This is a genomic window from Spirulina major PCC 6313 (genome assembly GCF_001890765.1).
Taxonomy (GTDB): domain Bacteria; phylum Cyanobacteriota; class Cyanobacteriia; order Cyanobacteriales; family Spirulinaceae; genus Spirulina; species Spirulina major.
The window spans coordinates 213,271-227,486 of record NZ_KV878783.1; the positions used below are offsets into that span (position 1 = coordinate 213,271).

At 52.6% G+C, this 14,216-nt stretch carries 16 protein-coding genes; 7 read left to right on the forward strand and 9 right to left on the reverse strand.

The genetic code is table 11. The features are described from left to right. Window positions 1-65: 65 nt before the first annotated feature. Window positions 66-704: a 1-acylglycerol-3-phosphate O-acyltransferase gene (locus SPI6313_RS01185; protein ID WP_072622937.1), complete on the forward strand. Its 639-nt coding sequence runs from the start codon at window positions 66-68 to the stop codon at window positions 702-704. Between the two features lie 126 nt (window positions 705-830). Here SPI6313_RS01185 and kaiC read toward each other — a convergent pair whose 3' ends face one another. The 4 genes from kaiC to SPI6313_RS01205 form a co-directional block, all read right to left on the reverse strand. Next, complete coding sequence (gene kaiC / locus SPI6313_RS01190) at window positions 831-2,402, reverse strand: circadian clock protein KaiC (RefSeq protein WP_072619350.1); 1,572 nt, start codon at window positions 2,400-2,402, stop codon at window positions 831-833. Between the two features lie 72 nt (window positions 2,403-2,474). Further along, window positions 2,475-2,777: a circadian clock protein KaiB gene (kaiB, locus tag SPI6313_RS01195; protein ID WP_072619351.1), complete on the reverse strand. Its 303-nt coding sequence runs from the start codon at window positions 2,775-2,777 to the stop codon at window positions 2,475-2,477. A gap of 65 nt (window positions 2,778-2,842) precedes the next feature. Then, window positions 2,843-3,757, reverse strand: coding sequence for a circadian clock protein KaiA (locus tag SPI6313_RS01200; RefSeq protein ID WP_072619352.1), 915 nt, complete (start codon window positions 3,755-3,757; stop codon window positions 2,843-2,845). Window positions 3,758-4,044: 287 nt separating this feature from the next. Beyond that, window positions 4,045-4,707, reverse strand: coding sequence for an NAD(P)H-binding protein (locus tag SPI6313_RS01205; RefSeq protein ID WP_072619353.1), 663 nt, complete (start codon window positions 4,705-4,707; stop codon window positions 4,045-4,047). An 84-nt stretch (window positions 4,708-4,791) separates the two neighbouring features. Between SPI6313_RS01205 and SPI6313_RS01210 the strand changes: the two genes are divergently transcribed. After that, a complete protein-coding gene (locus tag SPI6313_RS01210; protein ID WP_072619354.1) occupies window positions 4,792-5,562 on the forward strand; it encodes a DUF1997 domain-containing protein in 771 nt (256 codons plus the stop codon). On the opposite strand, the gene SPI6313_RS01215 is transcribed toward SPI6313_RS01210, so the two are convergent. After that, window positions 5,559-6,029, reverse strand: coding sequence for a DUF4079 family protein (locus SPI6313_RS01215; protein WP_072622938.1), 471 nt, complete (start codon window positions 6,027-6,029; stop codon window positions 5,559-5,561). The two genes, SPI6313_RS01210 and SPI6313_RS01215, sit on opposite strands and share 4 nt — an antisense overlap. 154 nt (window positions 6,030-6,183) lie before the next feature. Further along, a complete protein-coding gene (locus SPI6313_RS01220; RefSeq protein ID WP_072619355.1) occupies window positions 6,184-6,948 on the reverse strand; it encodes a DUF1350 family protein in 765 nt (254 codons plus the stop codon). A gap of 177 nt (window positions 6,949-7,125) precedes the next feature. Here SPI6313_RS01220 and SPI6313_RS01225 point away from each other — a divergent pair, with 177 nt between their 5' ends. Next, entirely contained in the window at window positions 7,126-7,794 is a 669-nt protein-coding gene (locus SPI6313_RS01225) for a type IV pilin-like G/H family protein (protein WP_084668833.1), read from the forward strand. Between the two features lie 277 nt (window positions 7,795-8,071). Here SPI6313_RS01225 and SPI6313_RS01230 read toward each other — a convergent pair whose 3' ends face one another. Next, the gene (locus tag SPI6313_RS01230; RefSeq protein ID WP_072619357.1) at window positions 8,072-8,851 is read right to left on the reverse strand and encodes a TIGR01548 family HAD-type hydrolase; all 780 of its coding nucleotides are present in this window, start codon (window positions 8,849-8,851) and stop codon (window positions 8,072-8,074) included. A gap of 128 nt (window positions 8,852-8,979) precedes the next feature. On the opposite strand from SPI6313_RS01230, the gene SPI6313_RS01235 reads away from it, so the two are divergent. Further along, window positions 8,980-9,285: a 30S ribosomal protein PSRP-3 gene (locus tag SPI6313_RS01235; RefSeq protein WP_072619358.1), complete on the forward strand. Its 306-nt coding sequence runs from the start codon at window positions 8,980-8,982 to the stop codon at window positions 9,283-9,285. 117 nt (window positions 9,286-9,402) lie between these two features. On the opposite strand, the gene atpC is transcribed toward SPI6313_RS01235, so the two are convergent. Further along, window positions 9,403-9,816: an ATP synthase F1 subunit epsilon gene (gene atpC, locus SPI6313_RS01240; protein WP_072619359.1), complete on the reverse strand. Its 414-nt coding sequence runs from the start codon at window positions 9,814-9,816 to the stop codon at window positions 9,403-9,405. A gap of 102 nt (window positions 9,817-9,918) precedes the next feature. Further along, entirely contained in the window at window positions 9,919-11,373 is a 1,455-nt protein-coding gene (gene atpD, locus SPI6313_RS01245; protein WP_072619360.1) for a F0F1 ATP synthase subunit beta, read from the reverse strand. A gap of 1,286 nt (window positions 11,374-12,659) precedes the next feature. Here atpD and SPI6313_RS01250 point away from each other — a divergent pair. The 3 genes from SPI6313_RS01250 to SPI6313_RS01260 all read left to right on the forward strand — a co-directional run bounded on the left by SPI6313_RS01250 (window position 12,660) and on the right by SPI6313_RS01260 (window position 14,178). Next, the gene (locus SPI6313_RS01250) at window positions 12,660-13,232 is read left to right on the forward strand and encodes a hypothetical protein (RefSeq protein WP_072619361.1); all 573 of its coding nucleotides are present in this window, start codon (window positions 12,660-12,662) and stop codon (window positions 13,230-13,232) included. Window positions 13,233-13,321: 89 nt separating this feature from the next. After that, the gene (locus SPI6313_RS01255; protein ID WP_072619362.1) at window positions 13,322-13,549 is read left to right on the forward strand and encodes a DNA-directed RNA polymerase subunit omega; all 228 of its coding nucleotides are present in this window, start codon (window positions 13,322-13,324) and stop codon (window positions 13,547-13,549) included. Continuing rightward, window positions 13,549-14,178, forward strand: a complete 630-nt coding sequence (locus SPI6313_RS01260; RefSeq protein WP_084668834.1) for a hypothetical protein — start codon at window positions 13,549-13,551, stop codon at window positions 14,176-14,178. The genes SPI6313_RS01255 and SPI6313_RS01260 overlap by 1 nt, the downstream gene beginning before the upstream one ends. The last annotated feature ends 38 nt before the right edge of the window (window positions 14,179-14,216 follow it).

The window sequence follows — 14,216 nt, forward strand, 5'->3', positions numbered from 1 at the left end:
GTGCAAAAATAGGGCGTTAGCTTATCCGCAATCAGCCCCACTGTCCTATGTCCGAAGCGACTCCTATTCAGCGCGATCGCGAACCCCTCATTAGCCTGGCCCTCTTCTCCGGCACGAAATGGTCAATCATCGCCCCAGTCTACAACACCTATTTTCAAGGTCGGATCTACAATGTGGAGCGCGTGCCCCGCTCTGGCCCCCTCGTGGTCGTCTCAAACCATGCCAGTTATTTTGACCCGCCCCTCCTCTCCACCTCCCTAGAACGCCCCGTCGCCTTCATGGCCAAGGAAGAACTGTTTAACGTTCCCATTCTCGGCCCGATGATTCGCCTCTACGGTGCTTATCCTGTCAATCGCCAAGCCGCCGATCGCAGCGCCATCAAAGCCGCGATCCAAGCCAGTCGCGACGGTTGGGCCGTTGGGATCTTTCTCCAAGGTACGCGCACCCCCGATGGTCGCGTCACCGATCCGAAACTGGGGGCGGCACTGCTCGCCGCCAAACTCAACGCCCCCCTTTTGCCCACCAGTTTGTGGGGAACCGAGAAAATTCTCGTTAAAGGGTCGCCCCTACCCCGCCCCACCCCCCTCACCATCCGCGTGGGTGAACTATTGCCCCCCCCCGCCTCCAGCAAGCGGGCCGATCTAGAGGCGACCACCGCCCTCTGTACGGAAAAAATCAATGCTCTCCACGCCTTGGGGCGTTAATCACTCCAGCGTTGAGCGTCTTCAAACTATCCTAACCACCCAGATCATGGGAATACAGAGCCGTGGGATGTGCGATCGCGCCGCTTCGATCAAGCGACAGCAGGCAAACATTGCACAGATTCGGCCTTAACCCAAATCCTCATCAATCGTTTTATCGCGCACCCCCCGCACAATCCGGGAAAGCTCGGTTTTTTCATCCACCATAATGCGAGTCGGTGAACCACTAATTAAACGCTCATAATTCCGGAACGAATCCTTAATATCAGGGCCTTCAGAATTAATGCTATATTCTCGAATCCCCTTATCATGCCACGATCCCCGCATTTTAAAGACGTTGATCGCCCGTGACATTTCACCCCGAATCTCCACATATTGGAGCATGATAATCGTGTCGGTAATCGTTGAAATGTGGGACTCTGTAATGGAGTTTGACCCCATAAATTGATCCGTTGTATTCGTGAAAAATCCGGTAATTTCTTCCTGTTTTGCATAGCCCGTCACGCCAATCACAAACTGACGGAACGCATTATTGGTAACCCCCCGCGCCAATGCCGATAGGGAATCGATCGCAATCCGCGACGGTTTGAATTCCTCAATTTCTGACTTGATCATTTGTAAATGATCCTCTAATCCTGCCGATTCAGGATAGTTACAAAGCAGCTTGAGATACCCTTTCTGCTCCATTTCTTCAAAGTTCACCCCCCAAGAATTCGCATTTCGTGACAGTTGGGCCCGTGATTCTTCATAGGCAAATAAAATCGCCCGCTCACCCTGGTTGCACCCTTCCTGTAAAAACTTACTCACAAGGAGGGTTTTCCCAGTCCCCGTCGCCCCTGTAGCGAGAATAATTGAATCTTTGAAGAAGCCGCCGCCGCACATTTCATCCAAGGTTTTCACCCCGGAAGAAATCCGGACATTCGACGACCGTTGGGTTAAGCGCATCGCACCGAGGGGGAAGATGTTAATCCCATCATTGGTAATGGTGAAGGGGTATTCCCCTTTCATGTGGGTTGTCCCCCGCAATTTTAAAATCTCAATGGTGCGCCGCCGCCGTTCACCTTCTAAAACGTTGCGAATAATGATCACATTATCCGAGACAAATTCTTCAACCCCAAATCGGGCCACCGGCCCATATTCTTCGACGCGCTCCGTGGTCATGATCGAGGTGACCCCAATTTGCTTGAGGCGAGCCACTAATCGAAAGATTTCGCGCCGGACAACCGATGCCCCTTCGTATTGTTGGAAAACGGCTGTGACGGAGTCAATGGAAACCCGCTTGGCTTTATATTTCCGAATCGCATATTGAATCCGTTCAATGAGGGCAGACAGGTCAAAGTTACCCACCACTTCTTGCCCTTCAGGATCGGGGGAGGCATCGAGAATAAAGAGCTTGCCATCATCGACTAGCTCTTGTAAATCCCAGCCAAAACTATAGGCATTGGTGATAATGTCGGCGGGGGATTCTTCAAAGGTGACAAAAACACCGGATTCGCCGAAATGCTTGATGCCGTTATAAAGAAACTGGATCGCCAGTAATGTTTTTCCGGTTCCGGATGTTCCACTGACGAGGGTTGTCCGCTCCACTGGCATGCCACCATGACTAATCTCATCAAATCCTTCAATTAAAGTTTGGATTTTGCGGACACCAACCAGAGTTTTTTCCGATGTCGGTGATTCACTAGAATCAAAATGACTCATTCTTTTTTAGGTGCAGCAATAATGGTTTTAAAAGTGTAATGGTGGGATATGTTTTTCGCCAGAGATCAATCACTACTCATCATTGATCTCTTCATATAGTAAGTCTAGACCAATCAGCACTTTTTCGCGATCTGATAAGTCGCCGATAATTTTACGGACGGGGGGCGGGAGAACTTTTGAAAGTGTTGGTGTGGCTAAAATTTTGTCTTCTTCTGCTAGTTGGGGATTTTTGAGGACATCAATCACCTTCAAGGCGTACACTCCCTGAAAGTCATGCTCAAGGATGCCTTTCAATGTTTTGAGGGCCCGTGCTGAGTTGGGTGTATTTCCGGCAACGTAGAGTTTGAGAACATACGTTTTTTTGGGAGGACTCATAGATCATGTGGTGGGCAATGGGAAACGGAATTTGAGTATAGATAATTCTAAGGGATTAAGGCTAGTTATCCATGGCGAGAGAAGACTTCAAAGGGAATGTCTTCGCGGGGGATGGAGCGGCGGTACATTTCACAGAGGTGGGCGATGATGTCGATGAGGGCAAGGCGATAGTCGAGGAGGATGTCTTCACTGCGGCCTTCGAGCTTGAGTTGTTGGGTGAACTGGTCGATGAGATCCATGTGAATTTCGAGGATTTGGGAGACGGAGAGGTCGGCGAAGAAGGCGCGGTTAACGAGTTGATCGATGAGTTGATTGAGGGGGTAATCGGTATCGAAGTAGTTGAGGATGATGTCGCGATAGTTGGCTTTGAGTTCGGTGATTAGGGTTTGTTTGTCGTGGCGGGAGAGGTTGCGGAAGAAGTCTTGGGGGTTGCGTTTGTAGTAGATGCCGAGGTAGCCGAGGCGTTCTTGGAGTTTTTCGGCGAGGCGGCGTTGTTGGACGATGAGGAAGCTGGGGGGATCCTCTTGGGGGGCTGGGCGGGGGGGGTCGGTGCTGGGGGGACGGGTGGGGGTGAGTTTGAGGAATTGGGCGATCGCCCGATCAATGGTGGTGGCAATCTGGGCGATTTCGCTGCCGAGGAGTCGCACTTCTCCGGTGTGATAGAGGTATTGGGTGGGGTTGAGGAGTCGTCCGTGATCCTTGTGCTCGGTGGCGGTGTTTTGGGATTGAGCGGGTTCGATGATGACGATGGGCAGGAGGATGCCGTGGGCGTAGAGTTCGTTGAGCACGCTAAGATCTGCCTCGGTGTTTTGAATAATGAGGCAATCAATGTCGGTTTTTTGATCTGCGATGAAGCTGAGGAGTTCAGCTTGTTGACTAAAGAGATGGCAGATGTAGCGATCGCTCCCTAGCTGCTGCGAAAGAGACCGAATCAGGGGATCGGCCTTGGCGTAAATACAGATAGAGAGTTGAGCATCCAATGGTATGTTTTAGCGGTGCGATCGTGGGTGGGTCAAGGGCTGGCGGTCTGTGTAAATGATTGTATAGTTTTCTAGGAAACTGTTGCGTTACTTCATAAAAGTTAAATTTAGCACTAATCCTCAAAAAAGTTCATTTTGATACATTCTCCACGGGGGCGATCGCCCGCAAGCCTTGGATCATAGCCGACTGAACCTCAACCCGCCCCAGGGATTGGGGCGATTGAGGATCTGCCCTCAAACCGCTTAGAGCAACAAACTTGAGGGGATTATTGATGCCTCAGCCCGCGTTACGCAGCCAAGGTGCGAAAGAGGTGTTCCCAAGACTGCGGCTGGGCCTCCGGTTGGGCAACAGTTTCAATAACTTTGTACTGGCTATCGTCATAGAACAGAGATTCGACCGCCAACTCAGCCACCTTCCGGCGGGGAATGCGCCCCTCAAATAAGGTATCTGCCTGAGCCACCACCAGCGGATCAGCATTATCTGTATCAAGGAGTCCACCGGGTCGCACGATCGTAAACTTCAGTCCTGTTTTTTGCAGGTACTGTTCCACCTGCTGCTTCCAAAACAACACGAGCCAAAAAAGATTAAGCGGATGGAAGAACTGCGAAACACAGAGGGACGAAATTAAAATAAAGCGTTCGATGCCCTGTTTTTCCGTGGCATCAATGAGGTGTTTTGTGCCAACGTAATCGACTTGGTAGGGTTCTGTGAAGTTTAGGGATGGTGCTGCACCAACGGCACAAAACACCACATCACAATCAGCTAACGCCGCCTGCCAGGATGGGGGGTTAAGGAGATCTCCTTCGACGAGTTCAACCCCTTGAGGTAATTCAGTTTGACCCTTTTCAAGACTGCGCACGAGGGCACAAACGGCGATGTCCTTTTCGAGCAAAACTTGGACAATTTGACGGCCGGTGCGTCCGGTTGCGCCAGCAACAAAAGCTTTCATTCGTTACGTTCCTTACAATTAAATGGGTTGAGTTTAGGATAATAGAGTAAGTTGAAGTCATTCTGCCCTACTCTCAGGTGTCCTATGCAGTTTCCGTGTGCAGACTCATCATCCGTCGATGCAATTCCAGATCCTGTTGCGTTGGGAGAAAACCATTCATCCACCCAGTCCACGGATCACGGCGCTGCGGAACAGGAGCAGGCGGCTGGGGAGGCTGTGTTTGCGTTTAGGACCCAGTTCCGGGGCAATATGGATATGTATGGTGAACCAGAGCGGGTTGAGAATTACCTCAATGCCCATGAACATTGGTTCAAGCACTGCGCCCAGCCAATGACGGCTGAACCGTTGGGGAATAATGGTTATGTGTTGACTGTGGGGCATTTTGGGGCGTTTGGCTATGAGGTTGAGCCTAAAATGGCGGTGGTGTTGGCCCCTCCGGAAGACCGGACGTACACCATGTACAGTATTCCTGTCCCGGACTATACGCCGCCGGGTTATGACGTGGACTATCGGGCGATGATGACGATTGAGGGGGTGAATTCGACGGAGTTGGATTGGCCGGTGAATCAGGCGATCGCATCTCAGGTGACTAAGGTGGAATGGGGATTAACCCTCAATGTCCGCTTGCGGTTTCCCCTGTTTATCGAAAAACTGCCCCGCGATTTAATCCAAAAGACCGGCGATCGCCTCCTCACCCAGATTGTCCGTAAAATTTCGCCCCGCCTCACCCAGACCGTCCAAAAAGACTTTCATGACCGGATGGGCTTACCGTTGCCGCCGAAGCGATCGCGCCGTCTTGTTCACATCACCTCAAACGATGCTGCCGACGGTGAGACCGAAACCACCGACGCTTAGAAGCTCCCCAAAATCCGAGTCACAATATCCATCCCACTAAAGGCCTGCCAGCCAAACAGCCCCAAGAGGAAAATATTCAGGGAAATGTGGGTAATTCGTGCGAGATTATTGCCCTTCTGCATGAACGGCACAAGAGACGCAGAGATCGCAATCATTGCGGTCATGCCCAGACCCGCGATTAAATGGGGGCCAACGAAAAGCTTGCCATTGTTAATGTAGGTCACTGCCATACCGCCCACTGTGCCCGTCACCATCAACGCCAGCAAAATCGAACCGATGCGGTAGTGACGCTCCGTGAATTTTTTGCCAATCATTTCTTTGCGGACTTCTTTATCGGCTTTGCGCAGTTTGCGACTTTGGGAGCCAAGATAAAACGCATAAATGGAGAGTCCGAGTAAGACCCACATCAGAATCGGGTGAAAAAATTGGGAATAGACTTTTACAGATTCCGGTAGTTCAAAGCTCATCATGTCCCCTTATCAGACCTAACAATTATTGAAACTCAAGTTAACATAAACTTGCGAATCTGGGGTGGGAGTGACTTAAGGCAATGTGAGGCAGGCGATGCGAGGGCAATGGATCGCGTTGTGATGGGTCGTGATGGGTTGGGTTTGCAACTCATTACCCGCGCAACCAGTGCAGCAATTCCTGTTGGAGGCGATCAAGATCGCGAGAGACTTCTTGCTTTACCCATTGCCCGATCGCATCGAGGGGGGTAAAGGCTTTACCGGCTTTCCAATTCAAACGTTGGCTGAGGGGGGTGGTGTGGGTTCCGGGCAAGATTTGAAAACGGGTCTGCTCGGCAAAACGGGCTTCAAAAATCGGCGCGAGGTCGTAGGTTTGGTCGATGTCATCGCGGCGAAATTTGATCAACAAGTTACGCTGAACTGGGTAGTCCGTTTTGATCACCGTTAGGGTTTCGGCGGGGGTGGGAGTAAAGTCAAGGTTAAAACTGGTGCGGAGTTGGAGGCGATCGGCAAAGGGGATGGAGCGGTCAATGGGAAAGTTATTAAAGGAGATGAGCGCGTTGCCCACCCGTTCAACGGGGTAACGGCTGTTGATCAGCAAGTGCAGTTTGCAGCCCATGCTGTGACCGATGCCGTAGATGGGCAGATTGGGCGGTAGGAGTTGACGCTGGATGAGGCGATCGCAGGCCGTTTCAAAACGATTCAAGACATTGCGGGCAATGGCTTGATGATCAAGAGTTTCGAGGGTAAAAAAAGGTGTGGCGATAATCCCATAGCCAGCCTGGGCGAGGGCTTCGAGCAAGCTGCGATAGAGCAAATGCGGCGCTGTGGCCACAAACGCCCCGCCCAGAAAATGCACTATCCCCACGGGCTGGGGCGGAATTAACACCCAGTTATTACTCGTTTCCTGCCAATCCATTGCGATCGTTCAGCGTGAAGGTTCCCCATCCTAGGATAACGTTCCCCTTCGCCCAGGCTCGTTCCATCCCAGCAATGATCGCAAAAATCGCCGCTAAGATAAAGAAGCCTCCTGTGATTGATAGACTCAAACAGCGATCGCAGTCAGGCTTGTTGTATGTGAAATCGACCAATTACTATGAACTTAATGCCATCGAACGCCGTTAAATGGGTTCTTCTCTCCAGCCTCTGCCTCAGTGCCCTCAGCGCCTGTAGCCGTTCAGCAGGAACCAATTGGCAAGGCACCTGGGAATTCGTTAACCCCGATACCGGCGAATCGGTGCAGTTTATCCTCAGCGACGATGAAAAAGTGTACTTCATCGCCCCCGAAGGCCTGAGTCCTGAAAAAATTGCCTACGAAATTCCCATCGAGCGCGTGTCCGAAGCAACCGCCGTTCCCGAAGACACCAAAATCATCAGCCTCGCCGAAGAACTCGAAAACAACGCCGCTCGCGCCGCTGCCTCTGAAGGGGTCTTATCCGTCAGTGCGCTGATGAGTGGTCAACAGGCCTACTACGCCGAAAACGAAGCCTTCACCGACAGCTTTGAAGACCTCGGCTTAAGCATCAGTCCCGACAACGAAAACTACGCCTACGAAATGGCTTTAGCCGACAACAGCGTCATGATCACCGGCTCTGCCCAAGGCGACGAGGCCAAGAGCTTCACCGGCTTGGTCTACATTGATGACGAGGGCATCACCCAAGGCATTCTCTGTGAAACGGAAGAAAACAGCACCACCGCCCCCGAAATGCCCGAAGTAACCGCAGACGGCGCAAGCTGTGCAGCGGGTTCTGTGTCGGTGCAGTAGCAGGTATCTGAAACAAAGGTGAAAAAACTGCCTTGTCTACGCTTACCGCCAGACAAGACGGCTTATATAGCGGTTTTCATAAAATTGCGGTACAAAGATCCCCCTCAATCCCCCTTTTAAAGGGGGAAGTCGCGTTCTCATCTTTTCGCAATCCGCTATAAAACTTAAGCCAATAATTCGGTCATTTCGCAGTGCGAGCATCTTGCTCGCTAGAGGTTGAGATCCTTTTCGTTGACCGGATGAAATCGTTAACCTCCATCAGCCCCTGGCTCTTTCGTCAGGATGACCCCAAAAGCAGGTGATAACGCTCCGGGGTTAAGTCCATCACATTCGCCAAAACACAGGCCGCGCCATGGGTTTTGAGGGTGTCCCGGTAGGCGGCGCGATGGTGGGGATCGGTTTGGACGTGGGGCGGTAGGATGCCGATGCCGATGAATGAGCGATCGCGGCTTTGGGCTTGGGCCTGGGCCTGGGCTTGTTGTACGGTTTGTAAATCGCCCACGGTGTCCCCCACGTAGCAGACGGGCTGGGTGCTGCTGGGGTCTAAGTGATTCATCACCGCGAACAGTCCGGTGGGGTCGGGTTTGCCGGGGCCGTCTTCCATGGCAAAGAGGGGGGGATGATCGAGGCCGAGGCGATCGCTGAGGGCGTAGAGTGCTTCGTCTCGCATTGCGCCACTGAAGAAGCCCCAAGGGATTTGAGCGGCGGTGAGGGTGTGGAAATATGCTGGGGTGACGAGGAGGGGTTCGGTGGTGATGTAGCCGTCCCAATTTTGGCCACGGTAGCGGGCTTGGAAAAAGTCGATGAGGGCGGCGTAGTCGAGGGGGTGGGTGGGGCGATCCCACCCATCGCGCCCCTGCCCCTCGTAATATCGATAGATCAGTTCTTGGGACGCTTCCCAGTCATTGTTCCAAGCCCCTTCGCTTTTGAGTTGATCAATATCATGGAGGGTGGGGCGAAAATTGCCCTCGGTGTAATGCTCGACGGTATCTGCGATCGCTCGTCGATAGGATTGAGTCACATCCCGAATCACCCCATCAATATCAAAAATAATCATGCTCGTTTTGTACTGTGCTTCAGACTATCTAGACGACAGTGCCGCCGAATTTTGAAAACTGCGATACAATTGTAAAATTGTGAACTTATAGCTTAACCCTACACAGAACATTAATTTCGGAGGTTTACTTGGAGTCAGCGCGCTTTATTCTGAAAATTTTATGGCTCGATGCCAATGTGGCAATTGCCGTCGATCAAGTTGTGGGCAAAGGAACAAGTCCCCTCACCCCCTATTATTTCTGGCCCCGTAACGATGCCTGGGAACAACTCAAAACCGAACTTGAATCCAAACACTGGATTAACGAATCTGAGCGGATTGCCCTTCTCAACCAAGCCACCGAAGTGATCAACTACTGGCAAGAAGAAGGCAAGCGCACGCCGATGAATGTGGCTCAAGACAAATTCCCGGAAGTGGTCTTCACGGGCAGCAACTAGGCTCAATGCCTGTGGAATGCTGCATCAGTCTAGGCTGAAGGCATGAACCCGCCAAAAAAGAAGACGTTAGAGCATTGCACTCTAGCGTCTTGTTTTTGGCGGGTTCTCTAAAATTGTTTAGCTTTTAGTCATGCCGCCAGCGGCTTGAAACCGCGATCGCGTCCGTCGCAGCGCTTGATTCGCTTGGATTTTGCCTTGGCGATCCTCAGCACCCACCGCATTCACGGCAGCTTGGGCCGCTTCATACTCTTGTTTGGCGGTCTCTTGGTCAATCTTGCTGCCTTGTTCAGCCCCATTGACTAAGATCGTCACTTGATCTTGTTCCACTTCGGCAAACCCACCCATGAGGGCGATCGCCTGCCAATCTTTCTCAGCCCGCACACGCATCACCCCAATATCTAGGGCCGTTAATAGCGGCGCGTGACCACCTAAAATTCCAATTTGCCCCGTAATGCTTGGCAGAATAACCTCTTGGGCTTCTCCCTTCCACACGGTTTTATCCGGGGCAATTACACGCACACTTAATGACATTGCTCTTACTTCACTGCGGATTAGTTCAACCAAATTGAGAACGCTGAACCCTTCTGTTACCGAGCATTGACCCCGGCAACAGAAGGGTTATGGAGTCAACGTTTAGCCTTTTTGCTTCAGTTTCTCGGCTTTTGCGATCGCTTCATCGATGTTACCCACCAAATAAAACGCTTGCTCCGGCAGATCATCCAACTCACCCTTCAGGATCATTTGGAAACCCTTAATCGTTTCATCAAGGGGCACATATTTACCCGGAGAACCGGTGAACACTTCCGCCACAAAGAACGGTTGCGACAAGAAACGCTCAATCTTCCGAGCGCGATCCACCGTGCGGCGATCGTCTTCCGACAATTCATCAAGACCCAGAATCGCAATGATATCTTGCAATTCCTTATAGCGTTGCAGCGTCGATTGCACCGCCCGCGCCGTACCGTAATGCTCATCCCCAACGATATTCGGTTGCAACATCGTCGAGGTCGAACCCAAGGGATCAACCGCCGGATAAATCCCCTTCGAGGCCAAGCCCCGTGACAACACCGTCGTCCCATCCAAGTGAGCGAAGGTGGTCGCCGGAGCCGGGTCAGTCAAGTCATCCGCAGGCACATACACCGCTTGAATCGAGGTGATCGAGCCTTCCTTCGTGGAGGTAATCCGTTCTTGCAGATCCCCCATATCCGTCCCCAAGGTAGGCTGATAGCCCACAGCGGAGGGCATCCGACCCAAGAGCGCCGACACTTCCGCACCCGCTTGCACAAACCGGAAGATATTGTCCACAAACAAGAGCACATCTTGCTTATTGGCATCCCGGAAATGTTCCGCCATCGTCAAGGCCGACAGACCGACCCGCATCCGTGCCCCAGGCGGTTCATTCATTTGCCCGTACACCAAGGCAATTTTAGAATCATTGAGGTTTTCCGCGTTGATTACGCCGGATTCGATCATTTCGTTGTAGAGGTCATTCCCTTCACGGGTTCGTTCCCCCACACCACCGAAGACCGACACCCCACCGTGGTTAATGGCAATGTTATTGATCAATTCCATCATGATCACGGTTTTGCCAACCCCGGCTCCCCCAAACAGACCGATTTTGCCACCCCGACGATAGGGGGTGAGGAGGTCGATCACCTTGATCCCGGTTTCAAACACCGTGGGCTTGGTATCAAGTTCAGTCAGGAGCGGTGCAGAGCGGTGAATCGGGGCGGAGGCTTCCGCGTTCACATCCCCTTTGTTATCGACAGGATCACCTAGAACGTTGAAGATCCGTCCTAGGGTTGCTTTCCCCACCGGTACGCTGATGGCACCGCCGGTGTCCACAGCTTCCATGCCGCGCACGAGTCCATCGGTGCTGCTCATCGCAACGGCACGAACTTGGTGATCGCCCAGCAGTTGTTGAACTTCGCAGGTGACAGCGACTTCATTGCCCGCTGCATTTGTACCGGCGATGCGGAGGGCATTATAAATTTGCGGCATTTGACCGCTGGGGAACTCGACATCGATAACAGGGCCGATTACTCGTGTAATTCTTCCGATGTTTGTCTTTTCTGTTGTGGCTACCATGCTCAGATTTGCTATACAGTCTTTAGGTGAGTCTTAACGGATCTTCAAGGGGTCTGACGTACCGTGCAACTAGGGTTGTAGGGGCAGCGGGTCAGGGGTCTCAAGACGATGAAAACCGAACCATCACCGTCTGTGTTGACAGATCGCGATGATTGCCGACGGGGGGAACGCTCACGGGCTGACCGAGAAATGGGGGCAGGCGAGGCGTGTTCGTCACGGCAGGCTTTCAACGGAGTGAGCAGGATGCTCAGGATGATTGCACAAGGTGTTTTTAGGGTGTGCGACTCCGGAACGGATGACTCACACGTTGTTAAACGAATGTGAAATTTTCCACTCTACAGATTATCATTCTTTCGCCCTCTTCCTCGCATTTGACCTCCAGATCGATTGGGGATAGGAGGGTGGCGGGCTGGGATGAAATTTTAGATTCTCCGTGAAAGCCCCGCACTCTGCCGAAGGCGAGTGACGGGATGAAAGCGGGGCGGGTGCGAGTCCCCCTCGTAGTTATGCCAAGCACTTGCGGGGCGATGGAGAGAGGAGACGAGTAACCGCCAATCTTTTGACGTACTCTCCCGCATAAATGACGGGGGATTCTGGGTTCAGACAGCAATTGCAGGCGTAGCCCGTCTTATCTTGCCTAGCCCAATGGACAACGCCCTGCCCATAAGGTGCTCACCCCGGAATTTTACTTCGCGCTAGCGAACGCTTTTATTGTATCACCACCGAATCAATTCGGTTATTCGCTTATATCCCCCGAATAAAATTCAGGGGGCTTTACGCATCACGCTCGTAAAATTGAATTGGCACGGCAGCAATGCCCATGATGGCCAAGACTAGCGGCAGCTTTTTGTCCCGACACAAACGTACAGGCTTGCCTGGTGAACAGTGCGGCGGATCAGAAATGCATGAGTCCTCAAAAAAGATAATTGAATCATCTGCGGCTGGATAGGTCGTGGATGTCAAAAAAACGCCTGTGAACGGGTTCTGTCGGGGGCTTTGCCTAGACAAGACCGGATGAAGCAGGAACTTCCCAAGATGCCGGGGCAGATGGACTTCTGTCCGTGAGGTGGGAAGCCCGTGCTGTACCCGTAGGGTCAGCGTCGGGAGAATGTCACCTGCTCTGGTCGGGGATACGGATGGATTTTCCCGTCGGGCTGATGCAGCACTAACGTCTACGGCTACTATAGTATGAGAAAACGCTTACTCTGCTCCTGTTGTGGGTGAGGCTGTGGCGTTCTCCTCTATTGCCTGCGCTTGTTGACCGCTTTCGTGCTTGAGTCAGATTGATGAAACAGACGAATCAGCCATTGCACCTCGAATTTGATACCGACCGTGCGTATATTCCAATTATCTATGAGGAGCGGGAAGTGGGGTTTTGTACGCCCGAAATTGCGGCGCGGATTGTGGAGACGCTGAATGAGGATGAGCAACTCCATGAGGATAATGAGACGCTGACGAAGGCGTTGCAGATGGTCTGTCGGGATTTGCTGAAAAAAACGGGGGGGAATCCGGCGAATGTGACGCGGTTGATGGAGCGGTATTTGGAGAATGCGAAGCGGCCGGAGCATGGGACGCGGGCGATCGCATTCCTGCTGCGCGATCGCCAACAGGAACTAGATGTCAGTGATAAAGAGTTTGTCTTTTTTTGTAATTCCTATCGCCTGTCGCCCCAAGAGTTGCGGGATATCTATCGCGGCAAGGATATTACGGATAATCAAATCAAGGTCTTGTCGCGAATTTTGGGGAAATCGGTTGAAGATATCCGCAATATCCGCGATGGCTTTAGCAATAATGAGATGAATACCCTGGCGCGGATTTTGGGGACATCGGCCCAGGAATTAACGGAATTACTGAAGTAGAGACGTGGCGATCGCACCTTTTGCCATCCCATCGATTCGGGGAATATGGCACAATAGGGGACGTTCTCTTGATCCTGACCCCTCAACCTATGGCTAAACGTCTTCCCTTTGACTCTAGTGAAATTACGACCCGCGCTGATGAATTAATGGGCGCAGCGTCGAACCGCTATCGGATTACGGTGCAGGTGGCCAATCGGGCTAAACGGCGGCGGTATGAGGATTTTGAAAATTTGGATGATTCGTTGATGAAGCCGGTGATTCGGGCGGTGATTGAAATGTCCGATGAATTGACGCAGCCGGAAATTATTAGCGATTAATGGGCCGCGACGGAAAATGGGGGCGATCGCGCCACTGCAATGAAGTAACCATGGGGAAACAGATGCGAAAATTCATCCTGATTTGGGTGCTGACGATCGCCGCGATCGTGAGTCTCCCGTCCTGGCAACCCACCCCCCAGCACCTCGCCCTCGCCCAGTCGCCGCGCTTGGTCAATGTGGCGGAGGAGGTCTATCGTCAATTTCCGGATCTTCCCCGCGCCAATGACTACGCCCTCCTCAATGGCACACCCCAACCGGACAACACCCTGCTCTATCGCCTTGTGTACTACCACACCCGGATTAAGCGGCGATCGCCCCGCTATCGCCTCGATTGGAAATTAACCCTCGCGGACTATCTCGGCGACAACGAAGACATCATTCCCGATCAATATCCCGGCAACACGACCCTGACGGAAAATCCCCTCCGGGGCGATCGCACTGCCCTCGATCGCCTCAACCTCCAGCAGCGCACCGCCCTCGTCAACCTCCTCGCCGCGATCCATCGTCCCCCCTCCGATCGCCCCGCCGCCCCGCCCCCACCTCAACCCCAACCCACACCCCCCACACCCCCCACCGCACCCCAACCCCCCGCCCTGCCCCAACCCGGCGACTCCCGCCTCCTGCTGTAAACTGCTGTAAACCGCGTGGATTGCCGCACCCCAACGCC